Here is a 24,171-nt window from a genome sequence, read left to right as displayed (position 1 = left end):
CTTACAGCGCTTCTGCGCCAGCAATGATTTCGATGAGTTCGGTCGTAATCGCGGCCTGGCGGCTGCGGTTGTACTGAATGGTCAGCTTGTCGATCAGATCGCCGGCATTGCGCGTGGCATTGTCCATGGCGGTCATCGAGGCACCCTGCTCGGAAGCTTCACGCTCCAGCAGTGCACCGAAAAGCTGCGTCTTGATGTAGCGCGGCAACAGATCGGCGAGGATTTCTTCCTCATCCGGCTCGTATTCCACGGCGGCTTCCGAAGCATTGTCGGTTTCCGGCGTGGGAACGGGCAGGATCTGAACCGAAGTCGGTTCCTGAGCCAGTGCCGACTGGAAAATCGGATAGACGAGATGGGCGACGTCGAACTCGCCAGCTTCGAACTTGCCAACCAGTTCATCGGCAATCTTCTCGGCTTCGGCGAAGTCGGGATTGCGCATTTCGCTGGTGTCGTACTGGTGATCGATCTTGTTCGCGTAGTCACGCTTGATCGGTGCACGACCCTTCTTGCCGATAAGGTAGAAGGACACGTCCTTGCCTTCGGCAATCAGCTTCTTCGCCTGGAGCTTGGCTTCCTTGACGATGTTCGAATTCAGACCGCCGCAAAGGCCCTTGTCGGTGTTCACCACCACCAGCAGGTGGCGCTGGTTGCTACCGGTGCCGCGCAGCAAAAGCGGAGCGCTGTCGCCGTTCACCTTGCTGGCGAGCGATCCCATCACGCCAGCGAGACGCTCGGCATAGGGGCGCGCAGCTTCGGCTGCTGCCTGTGCCTTGCGCAGCTTCGCCGCGGCGACCATCTGCTTCGCCTTGGTGATCTTCTGCGTCGACTTGACCGACTTGATCCGGTCCTTGAGTTCTTTGAGGCTAGCCATTTCGGCTCCCTATCGTTCTCTGGTTCCGGTTCAGGCGAACTGCTTGGCGAAGGTGTCCAGAGCAGCAACGACGGCTGCCTTGGTGTCATCTTCGAACTTGCCGGTGTCGCGAATGGTCTTCAGCACATCGGCATGCTCGTTGCGCATGAAGCTCAGCATGGCGGATTCGTATTCGGTCACGCGATCAACGGGAACGCTGTCGATGTAACCGTTGGTGCCTGCGAAGATCGAGACAACCTGCTCTTCCACCGGCATCGGCGAGAACTGCGGCTGCTTCAGCAGCTCGGTCAGGCGCGCGCCGCGGTTGAGCAGCTTCTGCGTGGAAGGATCGAGGTCCGAACCGAACTGGGCAAATGCCGCCATTTCGCGGTACTGCGCCAGCTCGAGCTTGATCGAGCCTGCAACCTTCTTCATTGCCTTGGTCTGGGCGGCACCGCCCACACGGCTAACCGAAAGACCGACGTTAATGGCCGGACGGATACCCTGGTAGAAGAGGTCGGTTTCGAGGAAGATCTGGCCGTCGGTGATCGAGATCACGTTGGTCGGAATGTAGGCCGAAACGTCGCCAGCCTGCGTTTCGATGATCGGAAGAGCGGTAAGCGAACCGCCGCCGTTGGCGTCGTTCATCTTTGCCGCGCGTTCCAGCAGACGGCTGTGCAGGTAGAAAACGTCACCCGGGTATGCTTCGCGGCCCGGAGGACGACGCAGCAGGAGCGACATCTGGCGGTAAGCAACGGCCTGCTTGGAAAGGTCGTCGTAAACGATCACGGCGTGCATGCCGTTGTCGCGGAAGAATTCGCCCATCGCAGCGCCGGTGTAAGGAGCAAGGTACTGCAGCGGAGCAGGCTCCGACGCGGTAGCTGCAACGACGATGGAGTATTCCATCGCGCCGTTTTCTTCGAGGCTCTTGACGATCTGGGCAACGGTCGAGCGCTTCTGACCCACGGCGACGTAGATGCAGTAAAGCTTCTTGCTTTCGTCGGTGCCGGCGTTCGCTTCCTTCTGGTTGATGAAGGTGTCGATCGCCACGGCCGACTTGCCGGTCTGGCGGTCGCCGATGATCAGTTCGCGCTGGCCACGGCCAACAGGGACGAGGGCGTCGATGGCCTTGAGGCCGGACTGCACGGGCTCATCGACCGACTTACGCGGGATGATGCCGGGAGCCTTTGCTTCAACGCGCTCGCGCGTCACGTCGGTGATCGGGCCCTTGCCGTCGATCGGGTTGCCCAGTGCGTCGACCACGCGGCCGAGCAGGCCCTTGCCGACCGGAACGTCCACGATGGTGCCGGTACGCTTGACGCTGTCGCCTTCCTTGATCTCGGCGTCCGAGCCGAAGATCACGACGCCGACGTTATCGGCTTCGAGGTTCAGGGCCATGCCCTGGATGCCATTGGCAAATTCGACCATCTCGCCGGCCTGGACCTTGTCGAGGCCGTGGATGCGGGCAATGCCGTCACCCACCGAGAGAACGGAGCCCACTTCGCTGACTTCGGCTTCGGTGCCGAAATTGGCGATCTGGTCCTTGATGACCTTGGAGATTTCTGCGGCGCGGATTTCCATCATTTAGCCTTTCATCGCGTTCGCGAGGGAATTCAAACGGGTGCGGATCGAGCCGTCGATGCGCTGCGATCCAATGGTTACGACGAGGCCGCCCAGGAGATCCGGGTCGACGCTCGGCTTGAGCTTTACGGTGCGGCCTTCGCGCGCGGTCAGCTTGTCCTTCAGGGTGGCAAGCTGTTCGTCGCTGAGCGCGTGGGCGCTGGTGACTTCTGCAGTGACTTCGCCGCGCTGGGCAGCGGCGATGGTCTGGAAAGCGCGGATCATGTCCGGCAGCGCGCTGAGGCGACGGTTCTGCGCGAGGACGGCGAGAAACTTCTGCGTCAGCTGCGACAGGCCAAGGACGGACGCAACGCCTTCGATGGCGGCGCCCTGCGCCTTGCGGCTCAATTCGGGGTTGGTCGTGACCTGACGAAGGTCGGCCGATTCGCGAAGAGCGGCCTCGAGCGTTTCGAGGTCCGATTCGACTGCGGTCACGGTGCCATGCTCAGCAGCGAGTTCGAACAGCGCCACTGCGTAGCGCCCTGCCAGGCTAGCCTGAATACCGGCGGAAATATCCACGCGCTTAAGGTCCTCTTGGATCCGGAGAATAACGATGCATCACCCAGCCGTATGGGATGCAAACAGGGCACCCCGGCAAGGTTGGCGCGCGCCTAGCATCACCCCTTTGCGATGGCAACCCGATTGGAAGGGATTCTTGGCGTCATTCTACGAATGGAGTATAAAGCCGGCCTGCAGTCCGAAAACGGACAGGGAGAGAGAGAATGGAAATGAAGGCAATGGCCCCGAATTGCGGGGTCGAGATTTCGGGCGTCGATCTGGCCCACTGTAGCGATTCAGAAATGCAGGCGATCAAGCAGGCGATCTACGAGCACGGGGTGGCGGTCTTCCGCGACCAGGAATTCTCTCCCGAAGATCATATTGCCTTTGCGAAGCGTTGGGGCGGGATCGACATCAACAATTATTTCCCTCTGACCGAGCAGCATCCCGAAATTGCGGTTGTAAAGAAGGAAGCGGACCAATCGACCAATATCGGCGGCGCCTGGCATACCGATCATTCCTATGACCAGATCCCTGCCATGGGCTCGATCCTCGTCGCTCGCGACCTGCCGCCAAGCGGTGGCGACACCGAATGGGCACACATGGGAGCGGCCTATGATGCCTTGCCCGACGATCTGAAGGCAGAGATCGAGGGGCTGGAGGCGTTTCATACCGCCGACCATGTATATAAGGCCGATGGTCTGTACGCGCAGACCGACATGGGATCGTCGCTAAGGGGGCAGGACCTCAAGACCGGCGCAATCCATCCGGTGGTGATCCGGCACCCTCATACGGGCCGCAAGCTGCTTTACGTCAACAGCGCCTTCACCATCCACTTTGTGGGCAAGACGCGGGAAGAAAGCCTTCCGCTGTTGCAGCGGCTCTATGATGCGGCACTCACCGCCGACAACCAGTGCCGACTGCAATGGAAGCCCGGCACCGTGGCGATCTGGGACAACCGCACCACCTGGCACAATGCGATGAACGATTACCAGGGCTATCGACGCGAGATGCACCGCATCACGCTCAGCGGGGAAGCACTGGCGGCCTGACGCCGCATGCATGTTCCTTACTGGGGTTTCGGTCCGCAGGTATAGACTAGCCGCTCGTTCGGGCGGCTCGGCAGCATGGACAGGACACCCGATTGCTGTTCGCCTAACGCGCGGGCAGCATCGGTTACGCCGCATGTCGGCGGAGTATATTCGGCACGCGCTTCGCGCGCCTTCGACATGTCGTTCCTGCCCAGCAGATAACGGTCCGTCCGGAAAGTCCTCGTGTCAGGATCGTAGTGATTGACCGAGACGGCATCATCATCGTTCGGCACCAGCACACGGCTCCAATCTCCATTGAGATAGCCATATTGCGTGCGTTCGTTGACGCAGCCGTCCGCTGCCCATTCGAACTCCAGGTCGTCGGTGCGCGCGCTGGTCACCCGGCTGCGTTCCGGGACCAGGGTGCAGAGCAATGTCCCGTCGCTCGCATTGGAAGCCGGCTCGTCTTTCTCCTGCCCTTCCGTCTGCCCGGTCGCAGCGGCGACGCGCCGGTCGATCTCGTCGAGACCCGGTCGCGAAATCCACAGCAGCAACGCGCCCAGGAATGCCGCGCCGGCGACGCCGAATGCGATCATGGCGCGGCGCTCGCCGCCTTCCTGTTCTCGCGCCTGCATACCGACATAGCCTGCCGCTGCCGCAACCATCAGCAGGATCAGCGCAAGAGCCATGGCGTTCTCGCGCTCGTCCATCACCGCCAGTTGCGCCTCGAAGCGGGCGCGGTCGCGCTTCTCCCGCAATTCGCTTTCACGAGCTTCCAAACGGTCGCGGGCTTCTGCACGTTGCTGTTCGAGGCGGGTGCGTTCGGCTGCGTCGAGGTCGTCGATGCTGCGGCAGGGGAGCGCGTTCGTCCGCGGCTCGATATCATTCGCCTCGAGGAAGGGCAGGATCTCCTTGTCGGAAACTGCGAAATAGAACTCCGCATCCGAACCGTCGGAGTCGGCGCCGAAACTGTTGACGCCCAATACGCGGCCACACGCGTCGAGCAGCGGCCCACCCGAATTGCCGCGAGCGATCGGGGCAGTGTGGAGGATCGTGTCGAACTGGCGGCTGGGCCGCGCTCCCGACAGGAAGCCGCGGCTCTTCACAGGCGGCTGGGCCCGGAAGATATCGCCGATATCGAGACCCTGCGCCCGGTCGACATTCATCGGATAGCCGACAGCCGATACCTCTCCCATGTCGCCTGCGCGGGTCCCGGCGAAGGTCAGCGGAGGCAGGCGCAGACTGCCGTCGGTGATCTCGATGATGGCAAGATCGTTGCGCGGGCTGACCGAAATCGCCTTGCCATAGGCGGCTTCGTCCCCTTCGCTCGGGACGATCCCGATGCGTAGCGTATCGTCCAGCAGCGCCTCGCGCACGACATGGGCGTTGGTCACGATCTTCGTCGGGGTCACTGCAAAACCGCTGCCGTGGCTCACCGGGAAGACCTCCTGCCCGTCTGAGCCGATGATCACGACGCGCACCACGCCTCGCGCCGCAGCGTCGATATCGGCAGGGTCGGCCTTTGCAGGGGCGGGTAGGGCGAAGGCCAGCGCCAGCGCTATCAATGTAAGGAAACGATGCATTGCGTCGGTATTTGACCGCCATTCACTTTGATCGCAAGCTTCGGGATGAAGCGAACTGCGCACTATCCTATTCACTGGCTCATGAACGAACACACTATCACACCTGCAACAGCATGGGCCGCCGTCAAGCGGCGCGACCGTTCGTATGACGGGCGCTTCGTCACCGGAGTGCTGACTACCGGCATCTATTGCCGCCCCAGCTGCGCTGCCCGCCATCCGTCCCGCGACAATGTCCGCTTTTTTGCAACCGGCAAGGAAGCCCGCGAGGCCGGCCTGAGGGCTTGCAAGCGGTGCCTGCCCGACGATGTCGGGCGCGACGAGGCCGCCGTTCTTGCCGCGATCGAGGAGATCAAGGGGTCGGAAGGCAATCCGACGCTGGATGAACTGGCGACGATCACCGGTTATTCCCCCGCGCATTTCCAGCGCATATTCAAGCGCGCAACGGGGCTTTCACCCGCTGCCTATGGGCGTGCGCTGCGGGAAGAACGCGCTCGCGAGGCGCTGGGCGCATCTTCGAGCGTGACAGGTGCAATTTACGATGCAGGATACGAAAGCGCCTCGCGCTTCTACGACGACACGAAAGGCAAGTTGGGGATGAGCGCGAGCGAGTGGAAGAACGGCGGTGCGGGTCGCACGATACACTGGGCCGTCGTCGAAACCTCGCTGGGCCCGATGATGGTCGCGGCAACCGAACGCGGCGTCTGCTGCCTTTCTTTCGGAGAGGGCGAAGACGATCTTAGGGCGCGCTTCCCCAAGGCGGAGCTTGTCCACGGGAGCGACGGTTTCGCAGCACTGCTGGATCAGGTCATTGCAGCGGTTGAGGAACCGGCGCTCGACAACTCCCACATCCCGCTCGACGTCAAGGGCACGGCATTCCAGCAGCGCTGCTGGCAGGCGCTGCGCCAGATTCCGGCTGGCGAAACGCGCAGCTATGGCGAACAGGCCGCTATGCTCGGCAATCCCAAGGCGAGCCGTGCGGTCGGCGGTGCAAACGGGGCGAACAACATCGCCGTACTCATCCCGTGTCACCGCGTCATCGCAGCGGACGGCACGCTGGGCGGCTATGCCTATGGTCTCGATATCAAGCGCGAGCTGCTCAAGAGAGAAGGGCGCAAGTAACGGCCTCGCTCGCTTGGGCGCACCATCCAGTTGTTGATGTAACCGTACTCGTTGGAAGCATCGGCTTGCCACACCGGCCTCGCTGGCTCATGCCTCGTTTTCGGAGGAGCACGACATGAACGATACGACCGCGACCAAGCCGCTCTGGCGCAAGATCATCGACTTTCCGCTGGTGGCGCTGGTCATCGGCATCTTCGCCATCGTCTTCACTCTCGGTCTCGTCGGCAGGTTCGTCGTTCCGTTCGTCACAGAGCCATTTGCCGAAGATACGGGCCGAGCGATCAGCGTGGTGATCGCCATCATTGCCGTATTCGTGATCTACAAGCTGGTGCTGCCGCGGATCGGAGACGACCGACAAGACGATTTGCCGAAGGCGGGGGCGCTGGGCGACCTCGGTCGCGGTACGATGCTGGCCGCCATCCTCATGACATTGATGGTCGCGGTCGCCTGGATCCTGGGCGTTTACGATATCCAGGGTTGGGGCGGCAGCACCTCTTTCCTGATGATCCTCTTCTCCGCCGGATTCCAGGCCGCCTTCATCGAAGAAGTGCTGTTCCGCGGCGTGATCTTCCGCTTCCTGGAGCAATTCGGCGGCAGCTGGTTCGCGCTCGCCATTTCCTCGGCGCTATTCGGCTATGCCCACATCAGCAACGACAACGCGACCGTGTTTTCCTCCATTGCCATCGCGGTAGAGGCGGGCATCCTGCTGGGCGGGGCCTATATGCTGACCCGCAGCCTGTGGTTCGCGATCGGGATCCACTTCGGCTGGAATGTCGTGCAGGGTTACATCTGGGACGTGCCGGTTTCCGGCAATGCGGTCGATGGCCTAGTGGAATCGAGCGTGTCGGGACCCGAATGGCTCTCTGGCGGGGCGTTCGGTCTGGAAGCCTCGATCATCGCGCTGATCGCAGCGACGGTGACAGGCGTTTACCTCGTCTGGCTGGCAGCGCAGCGCGGGCAGGTGATCCGTCCGTGGTGGACCCGCCGGCGACTGGCGAAAGAGCGGGCCGCGATTGCCGGTTGAGGGGGTAAACCCACCTCGGCAAATCCTATTGGATGGAACACATGGAACACAGACCTGACACTGGAATCAGGGGTGTTGCGAGCGTGGTGCTTGACGGTGTGAAAGAGCGGCCAAAATTGTCGCTTTTTCGATCCGTGTAGGAAAGCGGCGAGTTCAGCCAACGACCCGATTGCGGACTCCCGTCGCCCCATCAATCCAGCTTCGGCGGCATTCCCGGTTCGGCCTTGGCCATGGCGCGCTGGTAGGCGTCGCGCTCGCCGATGCGCTTCAGGTAGGCGTGGAGGTTGGGCATCCCCTCGATGCTCATCCCGCTCATCGCGCGGCTGGTGGTCAGCTGGAAACCCATCATGATGTCTGCGGTCGTCAGCTGGCTACCGCCGAAATATTCCGCCTCTCCCAGCCGTTTCTCGACGATCTGCCAGCTTTTGGCCATGCGATCGGCGACGAAGGGCGGCATCTGTTCGGCACCGCAAAACTGGGCGACCAGCGCCATCATGCCATTCGTCATGAAGGTGCCGTTGGCCCAGTGGTAGAAGAACAGGTGGTCGGCAAAGTCGGGGTGGTTCTTGTCCGGAACCAGCCCGCGATCGCCATATTGCGCGACGATCCAGTCGATGATTGCACCGCTTTCGCCGAGGACGAAATCCCCGTCGGTGATGACCGGTGCGATGCCCATCGGGTGCAGCGCCTTGTATTCGTCGGGAGCCAGCCGGTTGTCTTCGCGTCGGTTGTAGAGCTTGACCTCGTAATCGATGCCCATTTCCTCGCACAGCCACACGATGCGTTCGGATTGCGACAGGCGCAGGTGGTGGACGGTCAGCATTCAATTTTCTCCCCGGGCAATCTGGTTTTATGAATTGCGCGCCCAGCCTGCCTTGGCCGGGGTCAGGCTGTCGAGGAATTTCTCGGCGCTGTGCAGATAGTCCTGCTTCTTTTCATCGCCCATCCGGTCCCAGGTCGCATAGATGCGGCCGATCCGGTGGTTCTTTTCCAGCCGGTCGCGGTGCCGCTCCATAAAGTGCCAGTAGAGCGGGTTGAACGGGCAGGCGTCCTCGCCGGTCTTCTTCGACACCGAATAACGGCATTCCTTACAGTAATCCGACATCTTGTTGATGTAATTGCCCGAGGCCGCATAGGGCTTAGTCGCGAGCTTCCCCCCGTCGGCATAGAGGATCATGGCGCTGACATTGGGTAGCTCGACCCATTCATAGGCATCGGCATAGACGACAAGATACCAGTCCTGCACCTCGCGCGGGTTGATCCCGGCCAGAAGGGCAAAATTGCCGAGCACCATCAGCCGCTGGATATGGTGCGCGTGGGCATTGTCGCGGGTAGAGCGGATGCAATCGGCAAGGCAGCGCATGTCCGTTTCGCCCGTCCAGTAGAACTCCGGCAATCCGCGCTGGGCGTTGAGCGCATTGCGGCTTTCGAGGTCGGGCATGAAATACCAGTAGAAGCCGCGCACATATTCGCGCCAGCCGATGATCTGGCGGATGAAACCCTCGACCGAATTGAGCGGTGCCTTGCCGTCATCGTAAGCCTTCTCGGCGCGGCGGCACAGGTCCAGCGGATCGAGCAGGCCGAGGTTGATGCTGGTCGAAAGCATCGAGTGATACAGGTCGTCCTGCCCGTGGACCATGGCGTCCTGATAGGGGCCGAACTTCTCTATCCGCTCTGCGAAGAAAGCGTCCGCCGCCTTTTCCGCCTGTGCCCGCGTCACCGGCCAGCCGAACTTGTCGAGACTGCCGAAGTGGTCGCCGAATTTCTCCTCGACGAGCTCGATGCATTCACGGGTAATGTCATCGGGATCGAAGGTCGGCCGCGCGGGCGGGTCCATCCCGTCATCCGGGCTTTCGCGGTTCTGCTTGTCGTAATTCCAGTCCCCGCCGACCGGTTTGCCCGTGTCGGTCATCAAAAGGCCGGTCTTTTTCCGCATTTCGCGGTAGAAATGTTCCATCGTCAGGTGGTCGCGGCCGTCGGCCCAGTCGCGAAACTCGGACAGCGCGCAGATGAAGCGGTCGTCGGGCAGGATTTCCACTTCGCATGCGAACTTGTCCGGCCATTGCTCGATGGCCTGCTGCACGCGCCATTCGCCAGCCTCGACGACATGGATGGCGCGCGGATCGTGGCGTTCGATGGCGCGGGCGACCTCGCCGGTGAAGCTGCCCGAATTGCCATTATCGGTGAGCTTTACGTAATCGACCGTCCAGCCGGCATCGGACAGCTCGGCTGCGAAGTGCCGCATGGCGGAAAAGATCAGCGCGATCTTCTGCTTGTGGTGCTTGACGTAGGTCGCCTCGTCCCAGACCTCCATCATCAGGATGACGGTGTCGTCCTTGATCCGTCCCCGCAGCGAGGCAAGGTCGCGGGTCAGCTGGTCGCCGAGTATGGGAACGAGGATGGGGCCGGACATTGCCACAACAATGCCCGGCCATCCGAAAGGTGCCTCAGAGCCTGGCGATCTCTTCCCTGGCGGCAGCAAATCCTGCCTCGATCGCTTCGGGGCCGAAGCCGGCCTTTTCGACACGGATGAAGGTCACATCGTCCACGCCGATGAAATCGAGGAAGGTCTTGAGCAGGCTTTCCTGGTTTTCAGCCATCGTGCCGTTTTCGTAGGTACCGCCACGGGCAGAGGCGATCACGACCTTGCGGCCACCGGCGAGCCCTTCGGGACCGGCTTCCGAATATTTGAACGTCACGCCCGGAACGCCGAGCCGGTCGAGCCACGCCTTGAGCTGGCTGGGGATGGAGAAATTGTACATCGGCGCACCGATCACCACGACGTCGGAAGCGAGAAATTCGTCGAGGACGGAGCGCTCTGCCGGATAGGCTGCCCTCACTGCCTCTTCGTGCGTTTCGGGCGGGGTGCGGATCGCCTTGGTCGTGATGGGATCGATGTGGGACAGGGGGGCGTCGACCAGGTCGCGCGTCACCACTGTCGCATCGGGGTTTTTCGCTGCGAAGTGATCGGTGATCATCTGGGTCAGCTGGCGGCTGATCGACTGGTCGCCGGTGGTTGAACTGTCGACTCGAAGGATTTGCATTTTCATTGCTCCATAGTTACTTTCGATAACCTGGAGGCCATATGGATACTAATACCCTGACCCCGCAAGAAGGCACTTTGTTGTCCGATAGGAACACCCATGTAACCATGGAGGTCCCGGACCAGCCGAGTTGTGCTGCGGTGAACGATGTCCTGTCGCGCATCGGCGACAAATGGTCTGTGCGCGTGGTCATGAGCCTTGCCCAGGGGCCGCGCCGTTTCAATGAGTTGCGGCGCGAGATTGCGAGCATCTCTCAACGCATGCTGACGCGCACGCTACGCGGGCTGGAGCGTGACGGGCTGGTCCACCGTGAGGTTACGCCCACCGTGCCGCCGCGGGTCGATTATTCGCTCACCCCGCTGGGATCTTCGCTCACCGGTCCGGTCGCGCGGCTGGGATATTGGGCGATGGACAACATATTGGCGATCGAGGCTGCACGCCGGGATTTCGACGCCAATTGCGACGAGGACTGAGCGAAACCGTCAGACGAAACTGTAGGGGTCGATATCGACGCCGACGCGCACGCCCGGCGCGAATTGCTGCGTGCCAAGCCACCGCAGGATGATCTTCTGCAATTCGACGCTGCGCCGCGCATTGACCAGGAAACGATAGCGATAGCGCCCTCTCAACAAGGCCAGTGGAGCGGGGGCCGGACCGAGGATGGTCAAATCGTCTTCCTGCGGGCGGCTGTCGCCCAGCCGGTTTGCCGCCTGCCGCGCTTCCTGATCGTCTTCCGAAGATATGATGATCGCTGCCCACCTGCCAAAGGGCGGGGCACCGGCGTGGCGGCGCGCTTCTGTTTCGGCTTCGTAGAAGGCATCGCGGTCGCCGGCAGCCAATGCCGCGATAACCGCTGCTTCGGGATGGCGCGTCTGGATCAGGACTTCGCCCGGCTTCGCCCCGCGACCGGCGCGTCCTGCCACCTGCGCGACCTGCTGGTAAGTGCGCTCGGCAGCGCGCAAATCGCCTCCCTCGAGGCCGAGATCGGCGTCGATCACGCCCACCAGAGTCAGCTCGGGAAAGTGGAAGCCCTTGGTCACCAGCTGCGTGCCGACGATGACATCGATGGCGCCACTTTCCGCCTCGTGGATGAATTGCGCGGCGCGCTCGGGTGAATTGAGCGTATCCGAAGTCGCCACCGATACCCGCGCTTCGGGCAGGATTTCCGCCACCTCGTCCGCAATCCTTTCGACCCCGGGGCCACAGGCGACGAGGCAATCCGGCTCTCCGCATTCGGGGCAGGTTTCGGGCGGCATCGTTTCATGTCCGCAATGGTGGCAGGCGAGGCGGCGCGACAGGCGGTGTTCGACCAGCCAGGCGCTGCAATTGGGGCACTGGAAGCGAAAGCCGCAATTGCGGCACAGCGTCAGCGGGGCAAAGCCGCGGCGGTTGAGGAACAGCAGCGATTGCTCGCCCTTGGCCAGCCGGTCCTCGAGCGCGGCGACCAGCCTCGGCGAAAGCCAGCGCTGCCGTTCGGGCGGTTCTTCGGTGAGGTTGATCGTATCGATATGCGGCAATTGCGCCCCGCCGAAACGGCTGGGCAGGTCGAGCTTTTCGTAGATGCCGCTTTCGGCCATTTGCAGGCTTTCGAGCGCCGGGGTCGCGCTGGCGAGCACCACGGGGATCTTCTCGAAACGGGCACGCATCACCGATACGTCGCGGGCGTTATAACGAACCCCGTCATCCTGCTTGAAGCTGACCTCGTGCGCTTCGTCGACGACGATCAGGCCGAGGTTCCTGTAAGGCAGGAAGAGGGCGGACCGCGCGCCGACCACGACTTGCGCATTGCCTTCGCTGATTGCGCGCCAGGCCCGCCTGCGCTCCGTCGATTTTAGCGAGGAATGCCAAAGCACCGGCGGCACGCCGAAACGTTGTTCGAAACGGGAAAGGAAATTTTCCGTCAGAGCGATTTCAGGCAAAAGGACGAGGACCTGCCGACCCATGCGGAGCGCCTCTGCCATCGGTTCGAAATAGGTTTCGGTCTTGCCCGAACCGGTCACCCCGTCGAGCAGGAACGGAGCAAACTCGCGTGCCTTGACCGCTTCAACCAGCCGTCCGGCAACTTCATGCTGGTCGGGCGAGAGTTCGGGCACTTCGAAATCCGGATCGGTGGCGGGGAAAGGGCGGTCGATCGAAACCAATACCGGTTCCAGCACACCTTGCCCGACAAGTCCGCGCAGCACCCCTTCCGAAACGCCTGCTATTCCTGAAAGCTCGCGGATCGTCGCTTGCTCGCCCTGCAGTGCGTCGATCGCCGCTTCTCGCTGCGGGGTCATGCGTTCGGGCATCCCGCCGCTGAGGCGGTATTCGGTCATCGTGCCCGGTCCCTTGAGCGCGCCGCCGCTCGATATGACCATGCGGGCAACAGCGCTCATCGGGGCGCAATAATAGTCCGAAGTCCACTCGATCAGCCGCCGCAAAGGGGCTGAAAGGGGCGGGACCGGGAGCACCTCCAACAAGGCGCGCAATTTTGCATCCGGAACGTCGTTGGCGGGCAGGCGTTCTTCCTCCCACACGATGCCGGTGATCTGGCGTGGGCCAAGAGGGGCGAGCACGACGCTGCCGGGGCCGACCGACATGCCTTCGGGCACGCGGTAGTCCAGCGCGCCAAGCGCGGCATTGAAGACGAGGCAACGGACGCGGTTCATGAGCCGTATCACATATGGGTGCTGCAAGGTGGAAGCGGCAAGTAACGGAGAAATGAAATGTCCCGATTTTTGAATCGAACCACCGCAAGCCCGATGGGTCGCAGGAACTTTATCGGCGGAATGATCGCCGGTGGATCGCTGCTGGCACTGCCGGCATGCTCCACCTTGCCGGGTTTCAGCTTTACCGAGGCGATCCGCCGGATGCTGTTGTTGTCGAGCGAGCGCGCCTTTGCGCGGCTGACCGCGCCTGACGGATATTGGGACCAGCAGGTCGGCCGGGTCGGCCTCGGCAATCTGCTCGGCACGCGCGGCGATGTCCTGTCGACCATCCTCACCTCAGCGCTGTTCAAATCCCGCCTCGAAGATGCCTTTGCCGATATCGCCATCGAAGGTTCCTATCGCGCGGCGCCGGTCGTTGCAGATGCGGTCCGCGTGATCGGTATCCAGAACGCGATCGACCTCGTGCGCGGCGGGCCGAGTGCGGCCACCAGCTTCCTGCGCGGCGAGATGGGCGGGCAGCTGATAGAGGTCATGGTGCCCGAACTGGGCGACGCAATCCGCATCGCTTCCGATCCGCTCGTCGGGCAGCTGATCAATGCTGCGACCGGCACTAATGTCAGCGGCATCGCCAACCGGCTGGCGGGGAATATAAACGATTCCATCTGGACCGAAATGGGCGTCGAAGAAGCGGCGATCCGGGCCAATCCGGAGCAAACCCGCGACCCTGTCATCATCGGCGTTTTTGGCGCAGGCAACGCAATCTAGAGGGCGACAAAGATTTTCGTCAGGGTGGCGTCAACGGACTGGCGCGCTATAGCGTCGGGGAATCACTTTCCTGACGCTGGAGCGCCGCACCAATGAAATTCTTCGCCGACACTGCCGAAATCGACGACATCAAGGAACTGGCCGCGACCGGCCTGCTCGACGGCGTGACCACCAATCCATCGCTGATCGCGAAGTCGGGTCGCGATTTCATGGAAGTGACGAAGGAAATCTGCGCCATCGTCGATGGTCCGGTCTCGGCTGAAGTCGTCGCGCTCGACCACGAAACCATGATGAAAGAGGCAGAGGTGCTGCGCAAGCTGGCCGACAATGTCTGCATCAAGGTTCCGCTGACGATCGACGGGCTCAAGACCTGCAAGGCGCTGACCGGCGACGGCACGATGGTCAACGTCACCCTCTGTTTCAGCGCAAACCAGGCGCTGCTCGCGGCCAAGGCGGGTGCGACTTTCGTCTCGCCCTTCGTCGGCCGACATGACGACAATGGCTTCGACGGGATGGAACTGATCAGCGACATTCGCCTGATCTACGACAATTACGATTTCGAAACCGAAATCCTCGTCGCCAGCGTCCGCCACGTGACCCACGTGCTCGAAAGCGCACGCATCGGGGCCGACGTCATGACGGCACCGCCCAAGGTCATCAAGCAGCTGTTCAACCACGTCCTGACCGACAAGGGCATCGAAGGCTTCCTGAAGGATTGGGAAGCGACCGGACAGTCGATCCTGTAAGAGCGGATTGCGCTTGGCCGAAGAGACTCCCCTCGACAAGTTCAAGCAGGCGCTGACCGGCGCCAGCCGCGCTATTGCACGCGAGGCAGAGGTCGAGGTTGCGTGGAGCGCGGACGCGCCTTCGCAAAGCGGCAAGAATTTCCGCGTGCCCCTGCCATCGCGCAACCTGCCGCCCGAACAGGTGCGCGAGGCGCGCGGATTTGCCGACAGTTTCGCCCTGCGCCTGCGCCACCATAACGAGGCGCTGCACGGGAAGAACGCGCCGCCCGAACCGACCGCGCGTGCATGTTACGATGCGATCGAACGTGCCCGCTACGAGGCTCTCGGCAGCAATAATTTCAGCGGTATCCGGTCCAACCTCGATGCGGCGGTGGAGATGCGCACCGCCTCCGACCCGATCGTGCGCGCTCAGAACGAGGGTGAGGTTCCGCTCCAGACCGCGCTGGCACTGATGCTGCGCGAGAAGCTGACGGGCGAGCCGATCCCCGAGCGCGCCCGCGCCGGTGTCGACATGGTCCGCGACTTCATCGAGGAGCGCGTCGGCGACGATTTTGAATCGCTGGCGCTGTCGCTCGACGACCAGAAGGCGTTCCAGTCGCTCAGCCTCGACATGCTCCAGCAGCTCGACCTGACCCAGCCTACCGATGCGCCGGACGAGGGCGAATCCGAAGAAGGCGAGGACGAACAGGGCCAGGACGAGCAAGACGGCGAGGATGAGGAAAGGGACGGCGAGGGCGAACCGCAAGCTGCCGATGCAGCCGGCGAAATGGCCGAAGGCGAGGCGGAAGGCGACGGCGAGAGCGAGGCCACCTCCGACGAGGAAATGGCCGACGGTGACCCCGGCGACGATGGCGAGGAAGGCATGATGCCTGTCCGGCCCAACCGTCCGCAGGGCGAGATCCCGCTTGGCCAGGAATACCACGCCTTTACCGAACGTTTCGACGAGATCGTGCCGGCGACCGAGCTTTGCGATGCCGAGGAACTCGACCGCCTGCGCGCCTATCTCGACAGCCAGCTGACCGGCCTGCAGGGCGTCGTCACCCGGCTTGCCAACCGGCTCCAGCGCCGCCTGATGGCGCAGCAGAACCGCAGCTGGGATTTCGACCAGGAAGACGGCATCGTCGATGCCTCGCGACTGCCGCGTGTGATCGTTTCGCCCGGATCGTCCATGGCCTACAAGGTCGAGAAGGACGTCGAGTTCAAGGACACGGTCGTCACTCTGCTGATCGACAATTCGGGCAGTATGCGCGGGCGGCCGATCAGTATCGCCGCGATCAGTGCGGACATCATGGCGCGCACGCTCGAACGGAGCGGGGTCAAGACCGAGATTCTCGGCTTCACCACCCGCGCATGGAAGGGCGGGCAAAGCCGCGAGGCATGGCTCGCCGATGGCAAGCCGCCAAACCCGGGTCGCCTGAACGATCTGCGCCACATCATCTACAAGGAAGCCGATGAGCCGTGGCGTCGCGCGCGCCGCAATCTCGGCCTGATGATGCGCGAAGGGCTGCTGAAAGAGAACATCGATGGCGAGGCGCTGATGTGGGCGCACAACCGCCTGATCGGTCGCCGCGAGGACCGCCGCATCCTGATGGTGATTTCCGACGGTGCGCCGGTCGATGACAGCACGCTGAGCGTCAACAGCGCGGGCTACCTGGAATCGCACCTGCGCAGCGTGATCGAATGGATCGAGAACCGTTCTCCGGTCCAGCTCGTCGCCATCGGCATCGGCCATGACGTGACCCGCTACTATCGCCGCGCAGTCACGATCATGGATGTCGAGCAACTGGGCGGGACGATTATCGAACAACTCGCCGAACTGTTCGAGGATGAGAAGAGGGGAAGGCGTTGAACGTATCAGAAGCCGTCGCGACGCGCCGTAGCGTCCGCAAGTTCACAGACCAGACGGTCGACCGCGAGACGCTGACGCGCATTCTCGAAAAGGCGCAGCGTTCGCCCAGTGGAGGCAATACGCAGCCGTGGAATGCAGTGGTGCTGACCGGCGAGCCGATGCAGAAGCTGTTCGCGCGGATTGCGGAAGAATTTCCCAAGGGCCGCGCTGCCCATGCGCCCGAATACCATATCTACCCGCCCGATCTCGAGGGGGCGTACGAGCAGCGCCGCTTCGGCATAGGCGAAACGATGTATGCCGCGCTCGAAATCCCGCGCGAGGACAAGGCCAAGCGGCTGATGTGGTTCGCGGAAAACTTCCGCGCCTTCGGTGCGCCGGTCCTGATGCTGGTCCACACGCCCAAATACATGGGCCCGCCGCAATGGTCGGACATCGGGATGTGGATGCAAACCATCGGCCTGCTGGCGCGCGAGGAAGGGCTCGACACCTGCTTCCAGGAAGCATGGGCGGTCTATTCGCCGCAGATCCGCGAAATGGTCGTTATCCCTGACGATCACATCTTTTTTTGCGGGATTGCGATCGGCCATCGCGACTCGGAAGCGCCGATCAATACTTTCGAGGTACCGCGCGCCGATATCTCCGAATCGATCGAGTGGGTTGGCTTCCCCGAATAAATATACTTTCGCGCATGATTTGACTTGCTGCGTGCGAGGCGCGCAGTAGAATTGCGACCAAGGGGATGTGCCGTCCGGCATATTCGGGGGTCGCTTTACTATGAATTCGATGTTGAGGCGCTGTGCGTTTCTGTCGTTACCGCTGCTTCTTTGCAGCGGAGCGTTCGTGCGCGCGCAAGATGATGCGCATTCGGAAAGCTCGACCGCTGCGCAGCCTGAGAGCGATGAAAAATGCGGCCGAGCAATCTCCCGCACAGTCACTCTCCCGAAGCTGACCGAACTGACGGTGCAGATCGGGCAGGCCCTCGACAGCAAGAGCAGTGTTACCGGCCAGAAATTCCCCCTCACGCTGGCTGAGCCGCTGGTGGTTGAAGGCACCGAATTTCTGCCTGCCGGAACCCCCGGCATCGGCGAAGTGATCCATGCCAAGAAGGCTGGCGGTAGCGGCGCGGGCGGCGAGCTGATCCTGACCGCGCTCTATCTCGAAGAGGGAGGTCGCCAGATCCCGCTCCGCAGCATGCAGCTGGGCGTAACCGGCAAGAACCAGACCGGTCTTGCGATGGCGGTAGGGGTGACGCCGCTCGGGCCGCTCGGCCTCGCCGTGCGCGGCAAGAACATCGAAGTGCCCGAGGGGCAATTGGCCAGTGCGAAACTGGCGAAAGATACCGAATTCACCGTGCGGGAAGAAAGAGATCGACCCGCCGATGCATGTTCAACGGAGGAGAATGGAAGTGAACTTTAACAGGGTAGCAAAGACGGGCCTTCTGGCCGCAGCAATGATCATCGCTGCACCGGCGTTTGCCGATCATCACATGGAAGAAGCGAAGGCTGATCACACGCCGGAAGGTTCGGCAATTTTCGTGCCGGCACCGCCCGCAGGAAAGGGCCAGATCGTGTTCTTCCGCCCCGGCGGCATGGGCATGGCCATGGGCTGCACGGTCAACCAGGGCACTGCGGACGACAAGACCAAGATCACCTCGCTCGGCAATGGCAAATACGCGATCGTTTTGGCCGACCCGGGCAAGCAGGATTACTGGGTGAAGAGCGAGAAGAAAGACGCCCTTACTCTGCTGGTCGAAGAAGGCGAAACCCAGTTCGTCCGCTGCAAGATCAAGATGGGCCTGATGGCCGGTCGCCCCGACCTGTCTCCCTCGACTGCGGCCGAGTTCGTCGAGAAGAGCGACGGGCTGAAGCCTGTCGATGACGAAGACCTGGGCGAAGGCGCCCTTCGCGCAGCCGATATCAAGGCCGCGAAGTAACTGTATCGGGGCAGCCCGGCTGGCGATGGTCGGGCTGCTTCACCTCGGCGCTTGACCCGCGCCGTGCTGGGCCGCAAAGCGCGCACACCATGACGCAAAAGCCGCTCAAGCTGTTCAATTCGCTCACCCGCCAGCTGGAGGAATTCCAGCCCGTCCATGAAGGCGAGGCGCGCGTCTACAGCTGCGGGCCGACGGTCTATAATTACCCGCATATCGGCAACATGCGTGCCTATGTCTTTGCCGACATCCTGGGCCGGACGCTGAGCTGGAAGGGCTACAAGCTCACCCACATCATCAATATCACCGATGTCGGGCACCTGACCGACGATGCCGATGCCGGCGAGGACAAGATGGAGAGGATGGCTGCCGAACGCGCGCAGTCGATCTGGGACATCGCCAAGCATTACACCGAGGCATACTGGGCCGACGTGAAAGCACTGAACATTCGCGAACCGGCCAAGTGGTCGATCGCGACAGACTATATCGACGACATGCTCGAATTCGCGAAAAGCATCGCGGACAAGCATTGCTACGAGCTCGACAGCGGGCTCTATTTCGACGTTTCGACGGTCGAGGATTACGGGCGGCTGGCGCGTGCGGTGACCGAGGACGGTGAAGGCCGGATCGAAGCGGTTGAGGGCAAGCGCAACGCCGCCGACTTCGCGATCTGGCGCAAGACGCCGGCGGGCGAGACGCGCCAGATGGAATGGGACAGCCCGTGGGGCAGGGGTTCGCCGGGCTGGCACCTCGAATGTTCGGTCATGGGCGGCAAGCTCTTGGGTTTCCCCTTCGACATTCACACCGGCGGGATCGACCACCGCGAGATCCATCACCCCAACGAAATCGCCCAGAATCAGGCGTTCTGCTGCACGGACGGGTTGAACGTCGCAGAGAACAGTGGCGCGAAGATCTGGATGCACAACAACTTCCTCGTCGAAAGGTCGGGGAAGATGTCGAAGAGCGCGGGCGAGTTCTTGCGGCTCCAACTGCTGATCGACAAGGGATACCACCCGCTGGCCTACCGCATGATGTGCCTGCAGGCGCACTACCGCAGCGAGCTGGAGTTCAGCTGGGAAGGGCTTGGTGCCGCGCTGACGCGCCTCAAACGGATCGTGATGGCGGTCGAACGGCTGAAGGATGCCGAGGCAGGCGATGCCTCGCACCAGAAATTCGCACCCGTTCGCGAGAAGTTCGATGCGGCCATGTCGGATGATCTGAATACGCCGATCGCGCTCACAGCACTGGAAGAGGCGCTGGCGGTGAAAAAAGTCGATGCCGGCGTGAAACGCGCCGTCGTCGAGGAGATGGATGCCGTGCTCGGCCTCGACCTGTTCGATCTGACCCGCGCAGACCTCCGTATCCGCCCCAATGGTGCCGAAATTACCGAGGAAGAGATCGACGCTGCGCTCGTTCGCCGCAAGGAAGCACGTGCGGAGAAGGATTTTGCCACCTCCGACGCGATCCGCGACGAGCTCGCCGCCAAGGGCGTAGAAGTGATGGACGGCGATCCGCTCGGCTGGGAGTGGAAGCTCGGGTGAAGCTGTGGCGCCTCACCCGTGCGCCATTCGTGGCCTTGGACGGGAAGGGCGCCGAACTGCATGGCGCACGTTACGCACCGCCCGCCACGCCCATCGTCAGTTTCGCCAGCGAGGCGGGCCTCGCCGTATTGGTCGCGCTGCGCTATCGCATGGCTGATGGAGAGGACGCACCTGCAGACTATGTGCTCGGCTGGACCGAAATCGATGCCAAGCCGATCCGGATGCCTGACGCGGACGAGGCCGAGACGCTTGGGGCCGTGGAGAAATGGCTGGCCAAGAAGACTAGCCTGCTCGCCGCGATCCGTTCGCGCGTCCTGCCGGAATGCGATGTCATCTACATGAACCCGCGCCACCCCGATGCCGCGCGCGTTCCGCCGCTCACCACGCGGCCCTTCGATTTCGACGAATGCCTGCACAGGCCGCCCATGTTCGACAAATACCGGAGCCACACATGACCAAGCTTGCCCTGTCTGCCCTGATCCGTCCGCTGGTCGAGCCGCGTTTGCCCCAAGGTCTCGACGTCAGCTTTTTCGCCAATCGCGAAGAGGCGCTGGCGCTCGCGCCTGAGGCTGAGATCGGCTGGTTCGACTTCAACGAGAAGGAGCCGATGATCGAGATCGTGAGGGCGGCCAGCAATCTCAAATGGCTCAATTCGATCTATGCCGGGCTCGATTTCCTGCCGATGGACGTGCTGATCGAGCGCGATGTGACGGTTACGAACGGTGCGGGGATCAACGCCATCACCATCGCCGAATATGTCGTCATGGGCATGCTCAACATCGCCAAGGGCTATCGCGACGTGGTGCGCGCGCAGGATCGCCACGAATGGCTGATGGATTCGCCGGGCAAGCGCGAGCTTGCAGGCAGCAAGGCACTGCTGCTGGGCTATGGCGCGATCGGCCAGCTGATCAAGCCGCGGCTGGCGGCATTCGATGTCGAGGTTACGGTCGTGCGCCGATCGGGCGGTGAAGGCGTGCTGACACCGGACCAGTGGCGCGGCAAGCTGGGCGAATTCGACTGGGTCATCCTCGCCGTGCCTGCGACGCCGGAAACGGACGGGATGATCGGCGCAAGCGAACTTGAAGCGATGAAATCCGATACCGTGCTGGTGAATATCGCGCGCGGCGCGGTGATCGATCAGCCCGCGCTGGTCGAGGCGCTGAAGGCGAAGGCGATCGGTGGTGCCTTCCTGGACGTATGTACGCCCGAACCACTGCCATCCGACGATGTCCTGTGGACGCTCGAGAATGCGCATGTGACCATGCACCTATCGGGCAGGGCGCAGGACAAGATGTTCATGCGTTCAGCCGATCGCTTCATCGAAAACCTCAACCGCTATCTGAAGGGCGAGCCTGTCGGGCCGGTGTTCGACCCGAGGCTCGGTTACTGACTCTCAGGCATCCTGCAATAGCAGGAGCGAAATCGTCACCACCATGCGCGGCTCGGGCAGCAGCGTGTGGCTGACCTCGCTCACCGCGGCATCGGCGACAAGCTGGCCGGGAATGGCGAATTCGTGGTCGGGCAGGGCGGCAATGAACCGCTCGCCTGCCTCCACCGCATTAGCTCCGTCGAAATCGAGCAGCATCTCGTGCCGCGTCCCTGAAAAGGTGATCGAAGCCCAGGCCTTCTCCTCGTGGGTGAGGAGGATTGCCTGCGCCTCGGCCAGCATCAGCACCGCCTCGCGCACCCTGTCTCCCACGCTTCTCCGCGGGCGGAAGCGGCGCAGCTTTGCCTGCGGTACATCAGTGCGCATGGGCGATCTCCTGCGCGCGGGGTCGGTATTCGCTCATCCACCGCCGGATGCGTGCCTCGGTATGCGGACGCGGGATGCGACCCATCCGCAGGTCGAGGACGAATCGCGGGTCATGGGCGGCCATGCGCCCGAATTTTGTGGCCGGCATGTCGTGCTGGCGCAGGAATTGTTCGATGGAACGGATCAGCATGAGCTCCCCTCAAGTTGCTGTTCGAAAAGTCGAATCGGCTTCAATGTTCCTGATTCGTTCCACTTGAAATCCTACTTGTCTAGGAAAAATCCTATGGTATAGGAAATTTCATGGATGATATCTCGAAAGACGAGAAAGCAGCGCGCGGGCGATTGCAGGACATGGCGCGCAGGAGCGGGGCCAGCATGGCTGCGCTTTCGCGGCTGATCGGACGCAATCCAGCCTATCTGCAGCAGTATGTGACCCGCGGCAGCCCGCGCCATCTGGACGAGCCGGACTTGCGCAAGATCGCCGAGTTTCTGGGGATTTCACCGCGAGTGATAGAGACCCGCCGTTTTTCCGACCCCCGTTACGACGCGCCGACCACGCGCCGCGCGGCGATGTTGGAGCATGAGGCCGGCGACTGGATCGACGTGCCGCGCCTGCCGCTTGGTGCCTCGGCCGGGCCGGGCGCGATCGCGGGAGAGGAAATTTCCTACGATAACTTCCGCTTTTCCCGCCGCTGGCTCAGGGAGCAGGGGCTCGAGAGCGCGCAGCTTTCGTCGATTTCGGTCGAGGGAGACAGCATGGAGCCGATGCTGCGCGACGGGGATGAAATCCTGGTCGATACCTCGCCGCGTGCGTTCCGCGATGGGGTGCATGTCGTGCGGCTGGGCGACACCTTGATGGTGAAGCGCGTCGCTTCTGTCGGTGCAGGGCGCTTTGCCCTACTTTCGCAGAACCTCGCCTATCCCCCGGTCGAAGTCGCCGCGGACGAGCTTGAGGTGATCGGCCGCGTGGTCTGGAAAGGCGGCAGGATCTGATCATGACCGAATTTCCGGATGACCGTTCGATCGAACATCTCGCGCTTCGGGCGCTGGATTGCAGCCTGCCGAAACCGGAATGGACGCACGCCGCGCATTTCGCCCTTGCGCTCTACCTGCTGCGCCATCGTCCCGAACTGGCCGAGCCCGAAGCAATGCGCGGCGTCATCATGCGTCTGAACGAGGCGCATGGCACGCCCAATACCGTGAGCGAAGGCTACCACCACACGATCACCATTGCTTCGCTACGCGCGGCAGGATCGGTGCTGGGGTGGCACGACGCCGACGCATCGCTTGCCGATGTTCTGGCTGACTTGCTTGAAAGCCCGTTCTCAAAGTCGGGCTGGATCCTCGAATTCTGGAGCAGGGAGACGCTGTTCAGCCCTGCGGCGAGGCGTGGATGGCTTCCTCCCGATCTGCAGCCGCTGCCTTTCTGACAGCAGTATTGCGGCTTGCATGGCGCGTTCCGAAGCGCCATCTCTCGTGCCATGACCAACAGCCCGGAACGCTCGACCCAAGGCCCGCTGATGAAGGCGGCGATCATTCCAGTGACACCGCTGCAGCAGAATTGCTCGCTGATCTGGTGCACCAAGACGATGCGCGGCGCGTTGACCGATCCCGGGGGTGACCTCGACCGGCTGAAGGCCGCGATCCAGCAGACCGGGGTGACGCTGGAAAAGATCCTGATCACCCACGGGCACCTCGATCATTGCGGACAGGCAGGCATGCTGGCCGAAGAACTCGGCATCCCGATCGAAGGGCCGCACGAGGACGATCGCTTCTGGATATCGCGGTTAGACGAAGACGGCGGAAAATACGGAATGCGTGCCCAGTCGTTCGAGCCGGACCGCTGGCTGGTCGATGGCGACACGGTGACGGTGGGCGAACTGACGCTGGAAGTGATCCATTGTCCGGGTCACACGCCCGGCCATGTCGTCTTTTTCCACCGCCCGAGCAATTTCGCGATTGTCGGTGACGTATTGTTCCAGGGTAGCATCGGGCGAACCGATTTCCCGATGGGCAATCACCAGGACCTGATCGATTCGATCACCCAGAAGCTGTGGCCTCTGGGCGAAGGCGTGACTTTCATTCCCGGACATGGGCCGACGAGCACTTTCGGTCAGGAACGAAAGACCAACGCCTTCGTCAGCGATTACGCCTTGAGTTGAGCCTTGCG

Annotated in this window: 26 protein-coding genes; 16 read left to right on the top strand and 10 right to left on the bottom strand. The window is 62.4% G+C overall.

The window, feature by feature from the left end:
* Position 1: 1 nt before the first annotated feature.
* The 3 genes from AMC99_RS08125 to AMC99_RS08115 are packed head-to-tail and all read right to left on the bottom strand — an operon-like array spanning position 2 to position 2,989.
* Complete coding sequence (locus AMC99_RS08125) at positions 2-871, bottom strand: F0F1 ATP synthase subunit gamma (RefSeq protein WP_061925222.1); 870 nt, start codon at positions 869-871, stop codon at positions 2-4.
* A 30-nt stretch (positions 872-901) separates the two neighbouring features.
* A complete protein-coding gene (atpA, locus tag AMC99_RS08120) occupies positions 902-2,431 on the bottom strand; it encodes a F0F1 ATP synthase subunit alpha (protein WP_061927854.1) in 1,530 nt (509 codons plus the stop codon).
* Positions 2,432-2,434: 3 nt separating this feature from the next.
* A complete protein-coding gene (locus AMC99_RS08115) occupies positions 2,435-2,989 on the bottom strand; it encodes a F0F1 ATP synthase subunit delta (RefSeq protein WP_061925218.1) in 555 nt (184 codons plus the stop codon).
* A 203-nt stretch (positions 2,990-3,192) separates the two neighbouring features.
* Here AMC99_RS08115 and AMC99_RS08110 point away from each other — a divergent pair, with 203 nt between their 5' ends.
* Positions 3,193-4,020 carry a TauD/TfdA dioxygenase family protein gene (locus AMC99_RS08110; protein ID WP_061925215.1) on the top strand — a complete coding sequence of 276 codons (828 nt, stop codon included), beginning with the start codon at positions 3,193-3,195 and terminating at the stop codon, positions 4,018-4,020.
* Positions 4,021-4,037: 17 nt separating this feature from the next.
* On the opposite strand, the gene AMC99_RS08105 is transcribed toward AMC99_RS08110, so the two are convergent.
* Positions 4,038-5,582: a S1 family peptidase gene (locus AMC99_RS08105; protein WP_061925211.1), complete on the bottom strand. Its 1,545-nt coding sequence runs from the start codon at positions 5,580-5,582 to the stop codon at positions 4,038-4,040.
* Between the two features lie 81 nt (positions 5,583-5,663).
* Between AMC99_RS08105 and AMC99_RS08100 the strand changes: the two genes are divergently transcribed.
* Positions 5,664-6,701, top strand: a complete 1,038-nt coding sequence (locus tag AMC99_RS08100) for a bifunctional transcriptional activator/DNA repair enzyme AdaA (protein ID WP_061927853.1) — start codon at positions 5,664-5,666, stop codon at positions 6,699-6,701.
* A 115-nt stretch (positions 6,702-6,816) separates the two neighbouring features.
* Positions 6,817-7,725, top strand: coding sequence for a CPBP family intramembrane glutamic endopeptidase (locus tag AMC99_RS08095; RefSeq protein WP_061925207.1), 909 nt, complete (start codon positions 6,817-6,819; stop codon positions 7,723-7,725).
* 190 nt (positions 7,726-7,915) lie between these two features.
* Here AMC99_RS08095 and AMC99_RS08090 read toward each other — a convergent pair whose 3' ends face one another.
* Genes AMC99_RS08090 through AMC99_RS08080 form a run of 3 tightly spaced genes read right to left on the bottom strand, consistent with a single transcriptional unit; the run spans position 7,916 to position 10,769 of the window.
* Positions 7,916-8,548: a glutathione S-transferase family protein gene (locus tag AMC99_RS08090; protein WP_061925203.1), complete on the bottom strand. Its 633-nt coding sequence runs from the start codon at positions 8,546-8,548 to the stop codon at positions 7,916-7,918.
* Between the two features lie 27 nt (positions 8,549-8,575).
* Positions 8,576-10,138: a cryptochrome/photolyase family protein gene (locus tag AMC99_RS08085; protein WP_061925199.1), complete on the bottom strand. Its 1,563-nt coding sequence runs from the start codon at positions 10,136-10,138 to the stop codon at positions 8,576-8,578.
* Positions 10,139-10,172: 34 nt separating this feature from the next.
* Positions 10,173-10,769 (bottom strand): FMN-dependent NADH-azoreductase, encoded by a 597-nt coding sequence (locus AMC99_RS08080; RefSeq protein ID WP_061927850.1) that lies wholly within the window; start codon positions 10,767-10,769, stop codon positions 10,173-10,175.
* 41 nt (positions 10,770-10,810) lie between these two features.
* Here AMC99_RS08080 and AMC99_RS08075 point away from each other — a divergent pair, with 41 nt between their 5' ends.
* Positions 10,811-11,242: a winged helix-turn-helix transcriptional regulator gene (locus AMC99_RS08075; RefSeq protein ID WP_061925195.1), complete on the top strand. Its 432-nt coding sequence runs from the start codon at positions 10,811-10,813 to the stop codon at positions 11,240-11,242.
* A gap of 9 nt (positions 11,243-11,251) precedes the next feature.
* Here AMC99_RS08075 and AMC99_RS08070 read toward each other — a convergent pair whose 3' ends face one another.
* On the bottom strand, positions 11,252-13,417 hold the full coding sequence (locus AMC99_RS08070; protein ID WP_061925193.1) for a primosomal protein N': 2,166 nt from the start codon (positions 13,415-13,417) through the stop codon (positions 11,252-11,254).
* 57 nt (positions 13,418-13,474) lie between these two features.
* Between AMC99_RS08070 and AMC99_RS08065 the strand changes: the two genes are divergently transcribed.
* From AMC99_RS08065 to AMC99_RS08025, 9 genes are all read left to right on the top strand, one after another.
* Entirely contained in the window at positions 13,475-14,182 is a 708-nt protein-coding gene (locus AMC99_RS08065) for a DUF4197 domain-containing protein (protein ID WP_061925190.1), read from the top strand.
* A 92-nt stretch (positions 14,183-14,274) separates the two neighbouring features.
* Positions 14,275-14,928, top strand: coding sequence for a fructose-6-phosphate aldolase (gene fsa / locus AMC99_RS08060; protein WP_061925187.1), 654 nt, complete (start codon positions 14,275-14,277; stop codon positions 14,926-14,928).
* Between the two features lie 13 nt (positions 14,929-14,941).
* Positions 14,942-16,777, top strand: coding sequence for a cobaltochelatase subunit CobT (gene cobT / locus AMC99_RS08055; RefSeq protein ID WP_061925183.1), 1,836 nt, complete (start codon positions 14,942-14,944; stop codon positions 16,775-16,777).
* A complete protein-coding gene (locus tag AMC99_RS08050; RefSeq protein WP_061925180.1) occupies positions 16,774-17,451 on the top strand; it encodes a nitroreductase in 678 nt (225 codons plus the stop codon). The genes cobT and AMC99_RS08050 overlap by 4 nt, the downstream gene beginning before the upstream one ends.
* A 166-nt stretch (positions 17,452-17,617) precedes the next feature.
* Positions 17,618-18,193 (top strand): hypothetical protein, encoded by a 576-nt coding sequence (locus AMC99_RS08045; RefSeq protein WP_157058282.1) that lies wholly within the window; start codon positions 17,618-17,620, stop codon positions 18,191-18,193.
* Positions 18,183-18,710, top strand: coding sequence for a hypothetical protein (locus AMC99_RS08040; protein ID WP_157058281.1), 528 nt, complete (start codon positions 18,183-18,185; stop codon positions 18,708-18,710). The genes AMC99_RS08045 and AMC99_RS08040 overlap by 11 nt, the downstream gene beginning before the upstream one ends.
* Before the next feature lie 89 nt (positions 18,711-18,799).
* Positions 18,800-20,248 carry a cysteine--tRNA ligase gene (cysS, locus tag AMC99_RS08035; protein ID WP_061925172.1) on the top strand — a complete coding sequence of 483 codons (1,449 nt, stop codon included), beginning with the start codon at positions 18,800-18,802 and terminating at the stop codon, positions 20,246-20,248.
* The gene (locus AMC99_RS08030) at positions 20,245-20,703 is read left to right on the top strand and encodes an RES family NAD+ phosphorylase (RefSeq protein ID WP_061925169.1); all 459 of its coding nucleotides are present in this window, start codon (positions 20,245-20,247) and stop codon (positions 20,701-20,703) included. Before cysS ends, AMC99_RS08030 begins: the two co-directional genes overlap by 4 nt.
* Positions 20,700-21,638: a D-2-hydroxyacid dehydrogenase gene (locus AMC99_RS08025; protein ID WP_061925165.1), complete on the top strand. Its 939-nt coding sequence runs from the start codon at positions 20,700-20,702 to the stop codon at positions 21,636-21,638. The genes AMC99_RS08030 and AMC99_RS08025 overlap by 4 nt, the downstream gene beginning before the upstream one ends.
* A 3-nt stretch (positions 21,639-21,641) precedes the next feature.
* Here AMC99_RS08025 and AMC99_RS08020 read toward each other — a convergent pair whose 3' ends face one another.
* Both AMC99_RS08020 and AMC99_RS08015 read right to left on the bottom strand, forming a co-directional pair.
* Positions 21,642-22,001 carry a hypothetical protein gene (locus AMC99_RS08020; protein WP_061925163.1) on the bottom strand — a complete coding sequence of 120 codons (360 nt, stop codon included), beginning with the start codon at positions 21,999-22,001 and terminating at the stop codon, positions 21,642-21,644.
* Positions 21,991-22,191, bottom strand: a complete 201-nt coding sequence (locus AMC99_RS08015) for a hypothetical protein (RefSeq protein WP_061925160.1) — start codon at positions 22,189-22,191, stop codon at positions 21,991-21,993. Before AMC99_RS08015 ends, AMC99_RS08020 begins: the two co-directional genes overlap by 11 nt.
* Before the next feature lie 110 nt (positions 22,192-22,301).
* On the opposite strand from AMC99_RS08015, the gene AMC99_RS08010 reads away from it, so the two are divergent.
* The 3 genes from AMC99_RS08010 (at position 22,302) to AMC99_RS08000 (ending at position 24,163) form a co-directional block, all read left to right on the top strand.
* Positions 22,302-22,994 carry a LexA family transcriptional regulator gene (locus AMC99_RS08010; RefSeq protein ID WP_061925157.1) on the top strand — a complete coding sequence of 231 codons (693 nt, stop codon included), beginning with the start codon at positions 22,302-22,304 and terminating at the stop codon, positions 22,992-22,994.
* A 2-nt stretch (positions 22,995-22,996) separates the two neighbouring features.
* A complete protein-coding gene (locus AMC99_RS08005) occupies positions 22,997-23,431 on the top strand; it encodes a hypothetical protein (RefSeq protein WP_061925154.1) in 435 nt (144 codons plus the stop codon).
* 90 nt (positions 23,432-23,521) lie between these two features.
* A complete protein-coding gene (locus AMC99_RS08000; protein WP_061927848.1) occupies positions 23,522-24,163 on the top strand; it encodes an MBL fold metallo-hydrolase in 642 nt (213 codons plus the stop codon).
* Positions 24,164-24,171 lie beyond the last annotated feature (8 nt).

Origin of the sequence: Altererythrobacter epoxidivorans, from assembly GCF_001281485.1 — a bacterium.
Classification (GTDB): Bacteria; Pseudomonadota; Alphaproteobacteria; order Sphingomonadales; family Sphingomonadaceae; genus Erythrobacter; species Erythrobacter epoxidivorans.
Note: the sequence above shows the minus strand (reverse complement) of the source record. Positions and strands in the feature narration are given on the sequence as shown.